We start from the raw sequence: 17244 nt of genomic DNA on the forward strand, positions 1-17244 counted from the left end.
ATCTACTATATATTTTTTATCTTGCTCTATTATTTCTATGCTATTTGAAATATTGGGTTTTCGATAGTATGTATTTATAAATTTTTCCAAGTCAGCCAAAAAACAGTTATTTTTAAAGATCTCATCAAGCCTTTCAAATATAGTTTTTCTAAAATTAATCAAAGCTTGTGTCGGAACAAGAGTATAGTTGTATAAATTGAATGTTCTACCATAATATCTAGCATCTTGAAAGTCAGTGCCCAACATCTCACTGGCGATCCTAATAAATAGTCTTTTTAAGAGCAAAGTATCGCTATTTTTTGATAGTTCCCAAAGCCCATCCATAACTATCTTTTCTTTTTTGTATCCATATCTATAGCTATTAAGCTCATATCCAAAATCTTTTACCAAAGTATAAATAACTTCATGTATTTTATTTGGCTTTTTATTTAGATACATCACTATTAATTCTATTGTGATCTTTAGGTTGCTTTCATCATTGCTTCTGGATAGTAAAGAGAGTATTTTTAGCACTAAATTTGATTTGTTATCGCCATTTTTAAAAATATCAATACTATTTACATCTATATGCTCTTGTTCTAAGTCTTGTATCTCTTCATGTAGTTTTTCTAGTATTTCTGATTCTTTTAGATACCAAAAAATTTCTATAAACTCTATTATTGGATTATTATCATGCCCCGACAACAACGATTTATCTGAATATTCTATCCACAACCTATCTACAGGACCTTTTAGCTCTTTTAAGATTAAATTGATATCAAAAACTGGCATTATTTGATTTAAAACATCTCTTATTTTGCCTGAATGGTTTAGGAAAAAATTTACTATAAAACTATTTATTTTTAGGCTTTTATCCACAAATACAGTCTTATAAAAAAGATATGTTGCTAGTATCTGATCTGATATTTTAACGACACTATTTTCATACATATCAAATATCTCATATCTATGAAGCTTTTCTATTTTATCCCAAATAGAAACAATATCAACCCCAAAGGCTTGTTTTATAACTTCTACTTGTTTATCGTTTTGCCTGTCAATCGCTCTAAAAAATGCTGCTATCGCAACTATTTTTCCAATGTCAATATCACCAAAAATATTTATATCATTATCAGCACTTTTAAAATACTCTTTGTATAAATCATAGGCATTATTTACAGCATCAAAAGATCCATTTTCAGCTATTTTACAAGCCATAAAAGCCATTCTTGGATTATTTTGTGAAATCTCTAAAATTTTTTCGTTATGTATAGGATCTATATTTTTAAAATTTTTAGAAATGATTTCACTTACTGAGATATTGTCCATAGATTGTATTTCAATAACTGAGCAACTAATGTTGCTTGGAACTTTTTCTATAATGTCTTTAGCGTAGTCTCTAACTGTAGCAACTATTTTGATTTGAGAATTTGTAATTTTTTTGTTAAAAAAGTCAAGCAAATATTCAAGTGCTTGATGAATCCTGTTGACATCATCGATAAAAATTAAGAATTTCTCATCTTCAACTTTAAAATACGCCATCAAATCATCGTAAATATTGACACCTCTATTAAAAATGGCCTTAAATTTATACCCATTTTCCTTAGCAAATTTAGGTGCAACCTCTATTGCTAATCTTGTTTTTCCAACTCCAGCCTTTCCTGTTATAAATGTTATTTGACTATCCTTTAAAGCAAGCTCTATATCAGCCACCTCTTTATCTCTACAACAAAGTACCGTATTTAGTGGCGTAGCATAGCCGCCGCTTTCATACTCCGAAACAAAATCGCTCTCGTCTAATATCTGCACGGTATCTACGTTTACACCAAGAAAATCATATGCTATTTTAGAATAGTTTGCATACAAGTCATTTGCTAGACTTGAAATTCCTATAAAAAATAATTTATCTTTTGAATTACAATACTTTTGTAAAATTTCTAATTCATTAGGCTTAATATCGCAATTGCAAGCTAGAATAATTTTCTTTATTTTAGATATACTAATATTGGTTTTTTCCTCATTAAAACATTTTTCCAAATCTTTTAAAAATTTAGACAATATATCCGATTTTTGCGTTGTACATTCTACAAAGACATAATCCCCATCTTCTAGAGCTACAAAACTATCTGGGGTCCCTGAAATAGGTTTATCTTCGCCTATTTTTGTACCGTTTGAATGAACCATAAAAGAAAACTTTTTGGATAAATATGTGTTTATCAATTTGTGAAATTTTGAAGCATCTATCTGAGATAACTCTTGTTCTATTTGGTTTATTTTACTCATATATAAATCCTAATACAAAAACCCAAACAGCCAAAGTGGAATTTTATTTCCAACTCCTACTTCAATATCATCTGCTGCTATAAATGAATTTGGCATATCCTTAATCTGCTCAAAGCTCTTTTTTGCTCCGCCTATTTCAAAGACAAATTCGCCTACTATAAAATCTCCGGCTTTGCCCGAGTAAATTTCAGTGATATTTCCAAGCTGATTGGCAAAAAACGTCTCTCTCACATTTCCTATATCAGGGCTGTTTATATACATTAAATTTGTATTTTCAAGGTAAATCTTATCTGCCTTATCCATATTTTTTATAGCAAGCTCGTTTTTCATTAAAAGCCTTATAAGCCCGGCACTATCAAGCATAGCAAGATACTCTTTTAGCGTCCTATCATCCCTTATATCAACAAGCGATTTTAGGCTTGAGTAGTTTGGTTGATATGGGACGTTTGTGCTTATGGCATGAGTTAAGATCTTTAGTTTTCTTGCTGTGTTGCCGTTTAAATTTGGATATATACTTAAAAGATCGCTATCTATTGTTGCTTCTATGCTTTGTCTTAGAGTCTTATAAAAGGCAGTATCATTTGGCATATCATTATAGTATGGGTAGTAGCCTACCTTTAGATACTCTCTAAAAAGCTTAATGACGACTAAATCTTTTTGTTTTAAAGTATTAATAATATCAACAGCCATCTCCTGATGGCTTGCGAGCAAATTTGTAAGCTCAATCGCTTCTAAATTTATACCATATCTTAGCCCTAGATATTCCCTAAAACTCATTCCATTCATCTTATATACGATCGCTCTTCTACTTAGATCATGAGAGCTTTTTAACACTTCAAGAGCAGACGAGCCAGTAGCTACTATGTTTAGCTCTTTAAAGTTATCATAGGCAAATTTTAATACGGCCGATATATCTTTGCTTTTATGAATTTCATCTAGGTATAGATGCTTTCCACCATTTAGTACAAACTCTCTTATAATTGAGGTTATATCATTTGATATCTCTATGTCATCTAGGCTTAAGTAAAGACTATCTTTGTTTTTACTGGCAAGCTGAGCTAGTGTAGTTGTTTTACCTATACCTCTTTGTCCCAGGATAACAATAAGCCTATGAGATAAATCCTTGGAATCTATAAAATATCTTTTGAATTTATGATTATTTAACCTTATAAGGTCATTGCTTTTTAAGAAAAGTTGATCTAACATGGCTTATCCCTGAATTATGTAATGCAATACAATTATAGCACAAAAATGTGTGTAATAAGATACAGACAAGATTGTTTTTTAAATAAAAGCGTATTTTATTATAAATGACTATAAGCATTTGTTTTCTACGGGAGAAAGCAGTGCTATTGGGTTCTTTTTAAAATTTAAGTTCCTTAATATTAAAGCATTACTTTTAATATCCACCTTTTTCTAATTGATAAAAATTTATCTATTCAGCTAGATTCTTTAGAATTTAGGAAGTTATCAGTTTTTGTAGGTTTTAAAACTTCACGAGCCCATTTATGAAAGCCTATATGCGAAAAAGATCGTCCTCTAGTTCATATACTTGCCCAAATATCTCAGCGTTTTTGTTCTTTTGCATGAGCTCAGCTATACCGTTTTAGGCCCACCGCACATATGGCGGAATACGATTCGTTCAACAACGAGTTAGCAAAGTTGTAAATGCAATTACGAGCTTTTTGTCTCAAGAATTAAAGAATATACAAATACAGTTAACAAACTTACAGCAAAGAATCCGAGAATCAGACATTTTTTTCAAGAGAGATACATGATGCAATTAGAGAATTTGAAGAAGTCGCTAGAAAGCATGTAGTAAGTCGTATTCCCGAAGATATAAAAATAGACGCAAGTAAGATAAAAAGGAAGGATATTAAAGATATCTGGGCTTGTGGTGATATGGGAATGGGTTAATTGCCCCGATACTACCTGTGTGACATAACCTGTCGCTACCATATGCTAAATTTCCGTCGTATTTAAATCAAAGGAACAAAAATGCTAAGATATATTATAGGCGGAGTAGCGTTGGCAGCTACTGGTTACGGACTTAAAAAATACATTGATAAATTTGATACACACTTATCTCTAGGTGATCAAATTCAAAGCGATGCCAAAGATCCAGGCATAAAAGACAAGCACAAAATGAATTTTAAAAGCTTTACCGACGATAATCCTTTAGGGGGCAAAGCTACGGATAAAGGTTATAAATTTAATGAAACCATTAATCATCTTTTTATATCTTTAAAAATATTGCAAGAAAAACTATCCAGTATAGAAAATTTACCAGAGCTAAAATCTGCTTACACATCTATCAGCGGCGAGAAGATTTTAAAATTTAATGAGGTAGACGGTAAAAATTTTAACGAATTTTTATATCTATTTATAGATACCAAAGAAGACTTGCAAATTTTGTGTGACCTAAATTTGATGATTAATTACGCGCTGGAATACATGATAGAAAGCAATATGTCTAAACTAGACGCGTCTTATAACAAGAGCGTGAGCGACTATGATAAATTTAGCGAAGAACAGCAAGAAATAGTCATCAAGTTGATTGAACTAAACAATCGCCTAGTAAAAGCGCTACGAGAGTTAAGAATGGCTACGCACATGAAGGAGATCGCAACTATTTTTAAAGATACGGCAACCGCATATAAAAGATATTATGATAAGAAATTTTTTAAGGAGGAAATCTATGAATAAGTTAGCACTAGCAGCCGTTATCAGTGCAGGAGTTTACGGAGCTAAAAAGTATCTACAAAACCACGAAAATAGACAAAGATTTTTCTATATGCTAGACGATTCGGTAAGCTTTATAAAAAAGCTCGTAAAAAAAGGCTTCGAAAAAGACGACGCGGGTAATTTTTCGGTAGAGATCAGAGAGATATTTTACGCTTTTGAAGCGGAAAAAAGTAAAAGCTTTGAAATATTTTTTGAATTTCAAAAAGCATTATCCGAGATAAAAGACGTAAAAGCAAACGTATCGCCGCTTAGAGCGGCACCTTTTAAAGAGGATTATTTATACTTTAATGCAAGCGAGGCGAATTTAGAGCTTTTAAAGGATTTTACGCGCATTTTATCGCAAGCGAACGAGCTTGTAAATTTTACCGCTATTAACGAGATAGCGACGTTAAACGACGATTTTAGCTCATTAAACGATACTCAAATGCAGTTTTTATCGGAGCTTATAAATTTAAATAATCTAGTAATAAACGCTATTTCTTGCACAACTTTAACAAGTAACGGCGAAGAGATAAACGAACAAGCCAAAAGAGCCTTTCAAAGGCTAAAAATTAAGCTAGGATAAGGAGCTAAAATGTGGAGAATGGTTTTAGATTTATTGTTTGGATATGCTATGTATAAAATCATTAAATTCTTAGCATTAAATCTTTATTTGCCAGCGGTGAAAGAGGGCGTAAAAAGGGCTTATAAAAAGGCAAATTCGGACGACTTGAATTAAGTCGGTTTTTGTTTAAAATAGGCTAAAATAGCAAAATTTTTAGGAGGTATAGGGATGGAAAATCAAGGACTAGAAGTGGACAGCGATAAAAATGCAATGGACATGGAAAGTGTATTATCTACTGTTCAAGTTAGACTCGATAAAAGCATAAGTGCTTTTTTGGAAAGACAAGGGTATGAAAACTATAGCCTAGATAAATTTGAGACAGAAAATCCACAGGAACTTGGCTTTATAAAAATCTCAAATATTACGTATGATAGAAAAAAAGACGAGACTGATATTAATTTAATAGACTTTGAACAAATTTTAAGCGCAGTATCTTCAAAAACATCCAAATTCGCCTATATTATAGATGGAGATAAAAACGGAGTAAGCCTATATATAGGGACGGCCAAGGATTCAGTCGATTTTTTAAATGATACGTTTAATGGTATATACTCTGGTTCTCAAACGCAGATTTGTGAAAATTTTTTACTTGACGATATTAAAAATACGAAAGCGATGCTTGGAATTCCATCTTTAAAAAGAGATTCTGAAAAAAACTATAAACAAAATTTAGAAAAAATCATTTTCCCTATGGAGGGTAAAAAATTTAGGATTATACTTGTTGCTGATAGTTACAGTAATGAGGTGATAAGAGATATAATATCAAGCTATCAAAATTTGGGAGACGATATACACAAAATAACAAAAATAAGCAAAAGCGCAAATCATAGCCTAGCTCATACTGAGGGTTTTACTTTTACCATAGGAAGTAGTCAAGCTAAAGGCGTAAACTTAACTGAAAATAAAAGCCACACCAAAGGATATAACGATAAAGGTCCGGCAGCTAAGGCGGTTGGCGTCGCAACTACAGTTTTGGCTGGAGTTATGACTTTTGGAGGAGCATTGGCTGGAGCTTGTATCGGTGCCGCTATGGCAACATCTGCCGAGATTGCGGCAGGAGCTATGGCGGGAGCTAGTGCAGGCATGGCTGGTGGCGGCTTAATTGGTAGCGGAGTAAAAGGTATGGTAGATACTGTATTTGCAAACAAAACAGTAAATGAAAATGATACTGCTGGCATTTCATTGGGCGGATCAATAAATAATGCCACGAATAAAAGCGTATCGAATAACTCTAGCGATGCCATCACAAAGGGCGTATCTGTAAGCTATGATGAGATAAACAAAAGCGCCATTTATGTCGAAGAAATGATAGATAAATTTATAGAGAGGTTTCAAAAAGGTCTAAGCTACGGTATGTGGAAAGTATCTTTATACATCCAAGCCGATGATGAAATCGTTTTAAGCGAGCTAGAACATACGTTAAAAAGCGTATATAGCGGAGATGATACACACTTTGAAGCTATAAGGTTTACAAGAAATTTAAATGACATAGATTTTAATCCTTTAAATTTTAATAGCCTATATTTTGATAAAGATATTGTGCTACACCCTATTCATCAAAGCTTTGCTGGGTTTAACAGCATAGTTAATACTCAAGAGCTAGCCATTTTATCCGCACTACCAAAAAACGACATAGATGGTGTAAGCGTTAGTAGGATATCAGACTTTGGTCTTACGCAAGATAGCGAACTTGATAAATATAACTGTATTAAAATAGGAAATATATCTAATAAGAAAAAATTGACTTCACAAAGATTTAAACTAAGTTTTGATGCTATTAACTCGCATGTTTTTGTTTCTGGAGCCACAGGTAGCGGAAAGTCTAATACCATTAAAGGTATATTAAAAAAGACAAATGAGCAAAAAATACCGTTTTTAGTAATAGAGCCGGCAAAATCGGAATATAAAAATCTTTTAAACGATATAAAAGGCTTGCAAATTTTTAGACCCGGCGCTAAAAATGATATTTTTAGGTTTAATCCGTTTATTTTCGAATATTCAAAAGAAAATTTATCTACAACTCTAACTAAACACATAGATATGCTAAAGACAACATTTATCTCGGCTTTTGGTATGTATGGTCCGATGCCTTATATATTAGAGGAAGCCATTTACAAAATATACGAAGATAGAGGATGGAATTTGCAAAATGAAAGCAATCCATATATTACCGATATACTGGGGGCAGATGCCAATAGGAGAAGTTTGCTCTTTCCTACGATGGATGATTTAAAGCAAAAGGTTGTAGGGGTTGCGGAGTCGGCTGGGTATTATCAGGATATAGGTAGTAATATAAAGGCTGCTCTTAAAACCAGGATAGGCAACTTAACGCTTGGTGTTAAAGGTAAAATTTTTAATTCTAAACATTGTTTTGATTCCAGCATACTATTTACCAAGCCTACGATAATAGAACTTTCAAATATCGTTAATGATGACGAAAAAGCTTTCTTGATGGGGCTTTTGCTTAGCAAGCTGTACCAATATCGAGAAGAAAATGGTAGTAGTGACACATTAAGACATATAACCGTCATAGAAGAAGCGCATAGACTTCTGCCGAATATGTCGACAAGCACAAATCAAGAAAATGCAAATCCAAGAGGCAAGGCGGTAGAAACTTTTACTAATATTTTAGCTGAAATTAGGTCTTATGGCGAGGGCATAATAGTAGCGGATCAAATAGTATCCAAGTTACATGCAGACGTAATAAAAAATACAAATGTTAAAATAATACATAGAACTATGGATTCAGAAGATAGAAATATAGTTGGAAAATCTGCCAACTTAAATGAAGATCAGATACTAGATATTGCTGAGCTTAAAAAAGGAGAAGCTATAGTCCATAATAGGGATGTTCATCAGGCTTTTTTAGTAAAAATAGACGAATTCAAAGAAAAGCCGACAACTTTAGAACATATAAACAATTTTTATAAAAATTTTGAGGATGATAATAAGAAATTTAAATATGAATTTTTACTAGAAAATTACTACTATCTTGAAGATAAACCAAATTTTAAAGATTTAAGTTTAAATACTTTAAAGCCAAAACTTATGAAATTTATAAACTCTATTATATTTGATAAGAACAATGCTATAAAAGCTTATGAAATTTTAAAATCGGAATTTCCGGCATATAAAACAGAAAATGAGTATATCTACTCTATTTTGTATGTTTTCCTAAATTTAAATTATATCTCAAACTACCAATACTATAGAAATATCGATGCTTATATGCAAGCTTATGAATACTTTGTCTATACTATTTTACATACTTCTAATAAAAGCGATAAAATCATAGAAAGTATTGATATTTTTAAAAAAGCATTCATGCATAAAAATATAAAAAGTATATTTGAGGATATGAAAAAATACCCTACCAATGAGATTGACTACACTTTGCTAGTACTTGACAATATAACCACAAGTAGTGGCTTGTATAAATTTTGGACCGATATAGCGACAGACGATGCGCTTGATAAGAATTTAGAAATTTTTTCATTAAAAGTTTTTGGAGTTGCAAATAACCAATTAAAATTTGCACTAAAAAGTATTAAAATTGTAAAGGAAACTATATGATGAATTTAGCCTTACAAGAAATCGCATTAAAACTAAACGAGTTAAAACAACTCAATTTTGAAGATATTAATAAAAAAATATCTCCGAATGATTTGCAAGAAAAACTAAAAAATTCTGGTATTTCAAATGTTGCCGAAACTAGCCAACAAGAAGTTGCTAAAGATACATTAAAAGAAAAAATAAAAGAGCAAGTGCCAGATGCCAATGATGCCAATATAAATAAAATAAAAGGCAATATCTCGGAAAAGTTAATGGACTGGTATTTTCAAAATACCGGATGGGAAAAGCTTGAAGGTGAAGTGGGTTGCAACGGCATAGACGGACTATATGTTAAACGTGACAAAGATGGCAATATTAAGCAGATTTTAATTTGCGAAAGTAAATACAACACTTCACAGCTTGGTGAAACAAATAACGGAACACAAATGTCAAAAGAATGGATACAAGCTAAACTTGATGCCTTGCAAAAAGCTAATCCTGACAATAAGGACTATGCTACCATAAAAGAAATGGTAAATGAAGATAGATATCGTGCAAGAATTTTTAGACTTAAAGAGATAGACGGCGAGCTAAAAATAGAAATTGCGAAAGTAGATTCAAATGGTAGTGAGGTAGCCGTAACTGAATTAAATGGTAAGGAAAATTACAAGATTAATAAGATTCCATCAATAGACTTACAAAATCCAGATGGCAAATTTCAATCTAAAGTGGCAGGTGCTTATGAAAATATCGCAGATCAACAAATCCAAATAGCAAAGGGTAAATATGAAAACAAAACAAATGCTGCAGCATGATATTGAGCAACTGGAAGAATATTTTAAAGAGTATCCAGATCAAGATAGTACGCAAAAGCTTGGTAAGATCAAATCAGAACTAAAATCACAACAATATAAAATAGCGGTAGTTGCAAATATGAGTGCCGGTAAATCGACTTTTATAAATGCTCTTTTTGGAGCCGATATTTTGCCGACTTCAACTAAGGCAACGACCGATTGTGCTACTTATATATTTTCTAAAGAAGGTATCCAAAAAAGAGCAGTTATATATTTTTCAGACGGTAAGGAAACAATAGAAATAAAAGAGAATTTAGCCGACGAAATAAAGCAATATGCCAAAAAGGATGAAGATTGTGGGGACTATAAATATAAAAATGTTGAAAAGATAGAACTTTACTATCCTTTCAAATGTATAAAAGCGGATGCAAACGATGAACTTGAGATTATCTTTATAGATACGCCTGGACCAAATTCAAATGGGACCGATTACTCACAAAAACACAAAAACCAAACCAGAAACGTTTTAAGAGAAGCAAATTTGGCTCTATTTTTGTTTGATTATGGTCAAGCTCAAGCAAATTTAACTAGCGATGAGCAAGGGCTTTGGCACACCGTAAAGGCAAAGTGTGAAAATGACAAAAATTTTAAAGTACTATTCATTCTAAATAAAATAGATGAGGCATTTGACGACAATTTTATAGAGCTTAAAAAAGTAGAAGATAAAAGTGAACTTTGTAGATTAAAAAAAGAGGTATGGTTTAAAAATGAAGAGCAAAGGATGCAAGAAATTAAGAGAGCCGCAAACAATCACGGCATAAACAATGCCGATGTATATCCTGTTTCATCAATGTACGGGCTTTTGTATAGAGACGAAAGCAATGGCTACGATGATAAAAAGAAATTACGGCGATTCAAAGAAGATTATTTTGAAGAGATATTTGATGAAGACGAGTGGGAAAGTAGGCTTATAACCTATCTTGGTTTTAATAGGCTTGAAAAAGATATCAATGAACTCATAATGACAAAGTTTTTAAATAACTTTTTGCAAGCCATAGATAATGAAATACAAAGCATTTACTTCGAGCAAAGAGAAAAACTACAAAGAAACATAACTGTTTTACAAAAGCCAAAGGAAGAAGCGGAGCAAAAAGTAAAGAAAGCGCAAAATTTTTTGGAGCATGATGCTAAAAAGTTGCAAAGCGACTTAAATGAACATCTTAAAACAAATAAAGAGAATACTATTTTAAAGCTAAAAGAAGCAGTGCATGGCCAAATGCAAAAAACAATGCTGGATAAAACCGATGAGATAGCGAGAAGGGTGATGGCTTTTGTAATGGAACTAATGCGTGGCTCGGATTTCAAATCTGCAAAAAAGATAGCTAAAGATCCGCTAATATATGGCAATGTTAATTTGGATGAAGAAGAGAAATACGAAAGCGACAAAAATGAAGACGATAAATTTTCAAAAGCTATACAAGATTATACAGGTGAGCTTTTAGAGGAATGCAAAGCCAACTATCTTGATATTAAATCCGAAGTAGAGGAAATATGTTTTGATTTTAGGCGATTTGCTGTAGATAAATTTGTACAAACGAAAGATATACTCAATCAACAACTCTCAAAAGCTCTTGATATTAAACTAGATACTTCAAACCTATTGAAGTTAAATTTGGCTTCTATTACTGAAACAAAAATGAGCGTTCCTCGGTCTGTTTTATCTAGTGAGTACATTAAAAAAAGAACAAAAACTATAGCGGATACTAGATTTGAATTTATACAAGATTGGGACATAGCAAAAAAGCTATTTGGCGAAAAAGAAGTAACCATGCAAAGAGAAAGGCATATTATAAAATTAAAAGGTAAAAAGCTTAAAAGTATGCTTGATGAAAATATCAAGGATAGTGTAGATAAGTTTTTGGAGCAAGAAATTTCACAATATGAAGGTAGCATAAAAAAATATACAGAAGATGTAAACTCTATTTTTACTAATTTTAGACGAAACAAGATTTTAGAGATCGATGAGCTTAAACGAGACATACAAGAAAGTGCTAAAAAACTAAAAGAAAATCAAATAAAGCTAAAAAAACTAAATCTAAATAAGGAGACAAAATGACAGAGGTTGGGCTATCACTTGGAGCTAAATTTTTACTTAGCGGAATAGTTTTGGTGATAATTGGTGGAGTCGTTTATTTTGCCGTAAAAAAAAGTAGAAGTAAGTCATCTCAATCCAGCCGCGGCTTTGTAGATGATAAGTATAGGCATAAAGCTTATGAAAAACTGATAGATGAAGCAATCGAAAAGTCCGATATAGCTGAGCTAGAAAAATTTTTAAAAAATCCTGCTTTAAATACTTTTCCTGATTTGATTAAAAAGATCAAAAATTTTCTAAAATAATGGAGTTAGAGTGTTTAACATCCTCATCCTCTACAACCCATACTATCAAGAGGGCGTCATCGAGCAACACCTTAAGATCCTCATTTCCAAAGGCAAAGTAGCCTTCGGTAAGATAAAAAGCAAGCGGCGAGATATGATAAACTCTCACGAAGCCGAGCTTGAGAAAATTTACGAGAGCTTAAATTTAAGCAATCAAAGCCCAAAAGCCCAAAGCTCTAAAATATCAAATCTGGCTCCCCAGAACCTTGAGGGCGATAAATATCTACAACTATTCTTGACCGACTATTCAAATTTATTCGTCGCAAAAGTTATTGCCGTAACCGATGAAGATATGAGCGAGATAGCGCCCGAGTATTATAAAGAAAAAAGACTCGATGTAGAAAAGTGGTTTATCATAAGCGACATAAGAGAGCTAGTTAGAAACGACTTTGAGTGCGTTAGGGACGATTACTTGGCAAATTTTACCGTAAGCAGTCATACTTACGCAGTCTACGGCAACGCTTACGTTTATCCTCTAATCATAAAGATGAAGCAAGAGATGCTCTATTTTGAAGATGAGGGCAAATTTTATCCCGACGTGTATAAAAGCGCCGAGTTTTTAGAGATAAAACGAAATTTGATCTGTTACTGCTTCGGGCGAAGTTTAATAAATCTAATGCACCCAGATAGCATAGAAAATATCATCTCCGCAGAGATAGAGTATCTGAGTAACATTGCCAATCCGCTGTATGATTTTAGCTCTGTAGTAGTCAAATACTCAAAAACTATGGAACAAGAGATTTATGCTTTCGTTAAAGTTCTCATGGATCAGCTTGCAAAGATAAAGCCGTCTATATTAAATATCCCATACGAAGTGCAAGGCACGAGCTTTACGGTAAGCGACATATTTGAAAACAAGCCAAATTTAGGTACTTATAAATTTCTTTTTAAACAACGCCTCATCCAGGATGCGCTTGAAGGAAATCTACTACAAAGCTACGTGACTAGAACCTTGCCTAAGGTCATAACCGATCTTCAAGATTTGCGAAACGAAACCGTGCATGCCAAAGCCCCTAGCCATGTCGACGTAACTAAGCTAAGAGCAAAGATAATAGGCGTGGCTTGTGAGAGCGTGCTAGCTAAAGTGGTCAAGGCTAGGGCAGAGGCTGGAAAATGTGAAACATCAAGGGTTGTAAAATAAAGTATCGCTTTACTATTTGACACAACCTGTCAAACCAAAATTCTATAATCTTTTAAAAATTTAAGGGAGACGAGATGACGACGCAGGATATTGCCTTAATAAGGGAAATTATAAGCAAAGCCAAAAATGCAAATATTGGTAAACTTGCTTTGGATTTTGCCGACGAAATAGATAAGTTAAAATTAGAAAAAGCCGATAGAAATGATAAAAAAGCTAGTTTTACAAGTGGAATATCTATTTGGGATATGTTATTTCATAACAATTCTTTTGGTGAATTGCGTAATTCTTTATGGTTGATGCTCCTGTCCGGTATAATGAATGTAATATCTATCTTATTAAAAATAGTAGGAATGATAACTAGGAAAAAATATGTTCAGCCTATATATAAAAACATAGAAAAATCTTTAATACTAAAAGGGGATACTTTAAAACAGCAACTTGATGAATTTTATATATCTAAAATGTTAAACGATTTGCCTGATGAATTAAGCGAAAGTTTGGATATATATAATTTGCAAGATTATCTAGACGATACAAAGCTAGACAAGATCGTCAGTAGCGTTTTTTATAAATTTGATGACTTAGTTTCTAAAATAGAATGTCAAGACTTTTTATCCGCTTTTTCAGAGTCTGACGATATTATTGAAGAGTTACAAAAACTAAAAGAAGAAGCAAAAAAATTACCAGAATGCGTCAAAGAATATGAGCAGACTATTAAGAAAGTCGAAAAAAAAATTGAAAGAGATGAAAAAGTCGATGTAGTATGCTTTAATAATCTACAAAAATATGGATTGGAATTCAAAAATGGATGGGCTGTTGATAAAGACGGGAAAAGGATTGCCGAAGCGAAAAACTTTAGATCTATTTATTGGACTGGTATGCATTTGGGATACTTAAAACTTTACGATAAGTATGAAAAACTTTTTATGGATAAAGATGGAAATATTTTTAGACAGTTGCCTTGTGTCAATCCTAAAAAAAATATATACGATGAAAGAATTTGTAGAATGTGGTAGATACGGTGTAATGGATGTTTACGAAAACATTATAATACCGCCCAGATATAATTGGATAGATATTTTAAGCGATGAGGCTATAAAAGTTAAAAAATACGGCAAATATGGACTATTTGATAAAAATGGTAAAAATATAATACCCGTAAAGCTTGAGAGATTCGATAAGATAAAAGAAACTGAAAATTTTATAGTTCAAAGGAAAAGCGGTAAGGCCGGCATAATAAATAGTAAAGGTGAAATCATTTTAGATATGGAATTTGATCATATCATAGAATCGCGTTTTGACTACGATAAATATGTTATAGCTCTAGTAAAAGGAGATAGTGTAACTTTTGTAGATGAGTATTTGAATGAAATAAAAGAGCATAATTTTTATATTGATCGTAATGTTATATACGAAAAATATAGCTATCAAGATGAAAATTCAAATCAAGTAGTACTAGACAATTTGTATATTTATGAGCAAAAGGGGAATTTGTATATCGTAAAAGATAGTTCTAAATATGAAAGAATCGTTATGAACAGTAAAGGAGAGGTTTTAGGCAAAGGATATGTTGATTTTTTTGGAGACAATTTTTTTGTAATAAAAGATAAGGATTTATCTATTTTTAACAATAAAGGGGAAATTTTAAAAAGTTTGGAATGTAATTATTGCTGCACAAGAGATAAAAATTTAGAAATTCATGTAGATGGTAAATTGGGAATTATGGCGTTGGATTTAAGTATCACAGATGTTGTTTATGGTTGTGATCCAGTTCCTATAAATGGCTTTGGTTTTAATGCTAGACTCGGCGATAAAAGATATCTAATAAGTAGTGATTTAAAAACTATAATGGAGCATGATTTCGGCTATTGTGTAGATGTAATATGGGAGAATATACTATTGGCTCAAAAAAATAATGAATGCTACTTACTCGACTTTAACTGCAAAATTCTACCGCAATCGTATTATTTTGAGATACCAAAAGACTATGTAAAAGGATAAAAATGCACTCTCACGACAAGATAGCATTTAGGCTTGCCCAAATTTTGATAAAACTAAACGACAGAGCAAGACTCGGCATAGATGAGCTGGCAGAAGAGTTTAACGTAAATAAAAGAACGATTTTGAGAGATTTTGAGAGACTTAGCGTCTTGCCAATAGGAAAAGAAAACGGCAAGTATTTCCTAGAGGACTATGCTCTTGGCAAACTAGGCTTTAAAGATATAAAAGCTTTTGCTGCACTAATCGGCGCAAGATCGCTATTTCCCGAGCTAGACGATAGATTTATCAGCGACGTTTTGAATGAGAAGCTAAACAAAGCCTATCTAATCAAAAACCAAGGGTTTGAAAGTATCCAAATTTCAAGGGATGATTTTGAAGCCGTGAGTGCAGCCGTAGTAAAAAACCGTATCGTAGAATGCGAATATAGTGGTAAAGAGCGCAAACTAAACCCGTATAAACTAATAAATAATAGCGGTATATGGTATCTGCTAGCAGACGACGAAGGCAAACTAAAAAACTTCACTCTCTCTAAAATAAAACGCATAAAGATAAAGGGCGATACTTTCTCTGTAAACGCCGAGTTTTTAAAACGTATCGAAAAAAACGACACCAACTGGTTTTCGGATGATAAATTTAAGGTTACGCTTGAAATCAAAAACGAAGCTATGGAGTATTTTAAAAGAAAAGAGTTTTTGCCAAACTACGAAGTAGTGCAAGAGGATGAGGATAAAATCATTATAAGCACGGAAGTAGCTTACGATGACGAGATATTGCGGGTCGTAAAATACTGGCTACCGTTTATAAAGATAGTAGAGCCTTTAAATTTGAAGGATAAATTTGAAAATTTGCTTAGGGATTATTTGAAATGACATAACCTGTCGCAGATATTTTATAAAATCTCCTAAAATAGTCTTAATTTAGGAGAATGAGCTATGAAAGAAAATCTGACGAGTAAAAATTCGAAAAACGCTAGCGAATTCAAAAGTACCGGTGAAGATCTAAATTTAGATCTGTCTATCACTAAATACGAAATGGCTAGAGGCGTTCTTTTTAATCTAGTTTATTCCTTGGGGCGTAAATTGAACGAAGCCGACGTTTCGGTAGTATCTCTGGACGCAAACGCCAAACAATATATGCAATACGTTTGTCTTTTGCTGGATAAGCAAGCGGAGGATTGGAGAAAGGTTTATTACGCCCAATGGATAGAAGACTTTACGGGCGTAATCAAAGACGTCAATAAAATTTTATACATATACGTTAAATATTTTAATGAACGCGACCTTCAAGAGGCTGCCACGGTGCACGACGTATGCAAGAGATTAGTATCGATAAATATGTTAAGCGATAAAAAATTTGATAGAAATGCTAAACTAGATTTGATGATTTGTTTTAGGCGACTAAGCCATATTTTAAATTTGGATATAGTTTAGCAACTAATTTATAAGATTTTAGCATTCCGTAATGGGCTTTAAAAGGGTTTTAGGGATTATCCCTAACGAGGTGTTTTTGTCTGACTTGTCAGACAAAAAGTATCCTCGCCCAGATGAAATACAAGATGGCTTTTTGATAGCAAATACCATATATAGAATATATATGCAAGCTGGTTCAGGTTATGCTTTTCGTTGTTTATTGATCCGTTTAAGATAAATAAAATAACATATAGCAAAATATTAAAAAGTCATAAAATTAAGCATAATTTCAGAATCTTA

The 17244-nt window shown here is 32.5% G+C and carries 13 protein-coding genes and 1 pseudogene; 12 read left to right on the forward strand and 2 right to left on the reverse strand.

Going from position 1 to position 17244, the window contains the following annotated elements; translation table 11 throughout:
* Positions 1 to 2262, reverse strand: a pseudogene (locus CYP64_RS02340) (PhoH family protein); the annotation flags it as partial.
* A 9-nt stretch (positions 2263 to 2271) separates the two neighbouring features.
* On the reverse strand, positions 2272 to 3468 hold the full coding sequence (locus CYP64_RS02345; protein ID WP_103648531.1) for an ATP-binding protein: 1197 nt from the start codon (positions 3466 to 3468) through the stop codon (positions 2272 to 2274).
* Between the two features lie 792 nt (positions 3469 to 4260).
* Between CYP64_RS02345 and CYP64_RS02350 the strand changes: the two genes are divergently transcribed.
* From CYP64_RS02350 to CYP64_RS02400, 12 genes are all read left to right on the forward strand, one after another.
* A complete protein-coding gene (locus CYP64_RS02350) occupies positions 4261 to 4968 on the forward strand; it encodes a hypothetical protein (protein ID WP_103648532.1) in 708 nt (235 codons plus the stop codon).
* Positions 4961 to 5572, forward strand: coding sequence for a hypothetical protein (locus tag CYP64_RS02355; RefSeq protein ID WP_103648533.1), 612 nt, complete (start codon positions 4961 to 4963; stop codon positions 5570 to 5572). Before CYP64_RS02350 ends, CYP64_RS02355 begins: the two co-directional genes overlap by 8 nt.
* A 9-nt stretch (positions 5573 to 5581) precedes the next feature.
* Positions 5582 to 5725: a hypothetical protein gene (locus tag CYP64_RS09945; RefSeq protein WP_181001673.1), complete on the forward strand. Its 144-nt coding sequence runs from the start codon at positions 5582 to 5584 to the stop codon at positions 5723 to 5725.
* 54 nt (positions 5726 to 5779) lie between these two features.
* On the forward strand, positions 5780 to 9184 hold the full coding sequence (locus CYP64_RS02360; RefSeq protein ID WP_103648534.1) for an ATP-binding protein: 3405 nt from the start codon (positions 5780 to 5782) through the stop codon (positions 9182 to 9184).
* Positions 9181 to 9978, forward strand: coding sequence for a hypothetical protein (locus CYP64_RS02365; RefSeq protein ID WP_103648535.1), 798 nt, complete (start codon positions 9181 to 9183; stop codon positions 9976 to 9978). Before CYP64_RS02360 ends, CYP64_RS02365 begins: the two co-directional genes overlap by 4 nt.
* Complete coding sequence (locus tag CYP64_RS02370; RefSeq protein ID WP_103648536.1) at positions 9950 to 12073, forward strand: dynamin family protein; 2124 nt, start codon at positions 9950 to 9952, stop codon at positions 12071 to 12073. Before CYP64_RS02365 ends, CYP64_RS02370 begins: the two co-directional genes overlap by 29 nt.
* Positions 12070 to 12354, forward strand: a complete 285-nt coding sequence (locus CYP64_RS02375; RefSeq protein ID WP_103648537.1) for a hypothetical protein — start codon at positions 12070 to 12072, stop codon at positions 12352 to 12354. The genes CYP64_RS02370 and CYP64_RS02375 overlap by 4 nt, the downstream gene beginning before the upstream one ends.
* 10 nt (positions 12355 to 12364) lie before the next feature.
* Positions 12365 to 13534, forward strand: a complete 1170-nt coding sequence (locus tag CYP64_RS02380; protein WP_103648538.1) for an HP0729 family protein — start codon at positions 12365 to 12367, stop codon at positions 13532 to 13534.
* A 74-nt stretch (positions 13535 to 13608) separates the two neighbouring features.
* Entirely contained in the window at positions 13609 to 14550 is a 942-nt protein-coding gene (locus tag CYP64_RS02385; protein WP_103648539.1) for a hypothetical protein, read from the forward strand.
* Positions 14525 to 15535: a WG repeat-containing protein gene (locus tag CYP64_RS02390; protein ID WP_181001674.1), complete on the forward strand. Its 1011-nt coding sequence runs from the start codon at positions 14525 to 14527 to the stop codon at positions 15533 to 15535. Before CYP64_RS02385 ends, CYP64_RS02390 begins: the two co-directional genes overlap by 26 nt.
* A gap of 2 nt (positions 15536 to 15537) precedes the next feature.
* Positions 15538 to 16404 (forward strand): helix-turn-helix transcriptional regulator, encoded by an 867-nt coding sequence (locus CYP64_RS02395; protein ID WP_103648541.1) that lies wholly within the window; start codon positions 15538 to 15540, stop codon positions 16402 to 16404.
* A gap of 63 nt (positions 16405 to 16467) precedes the next feature.
* Positions 16468 to 16965, forward strand: a complete 498-nt coding sequence (locus CYP64_RS02400; protein ID WP_103648542.1) for a hypothetical protein — start codon at positions 16468 to 16470, stop codon at positions 16963 to 16965.
* Positions 16966 to 17244: the final 279 nt, after the last annotated feature.

This window comes from Campylobacter concisus, from assembly GCF_002913945.1.
GTDB classification, from domain to species: domain Bacteria; phylum Campylobacterota; class Campylobacteria; order Campylobacterales; family Campylobacteraceae; genus Campylobacter_A; species Campylobacter_A concisus_P.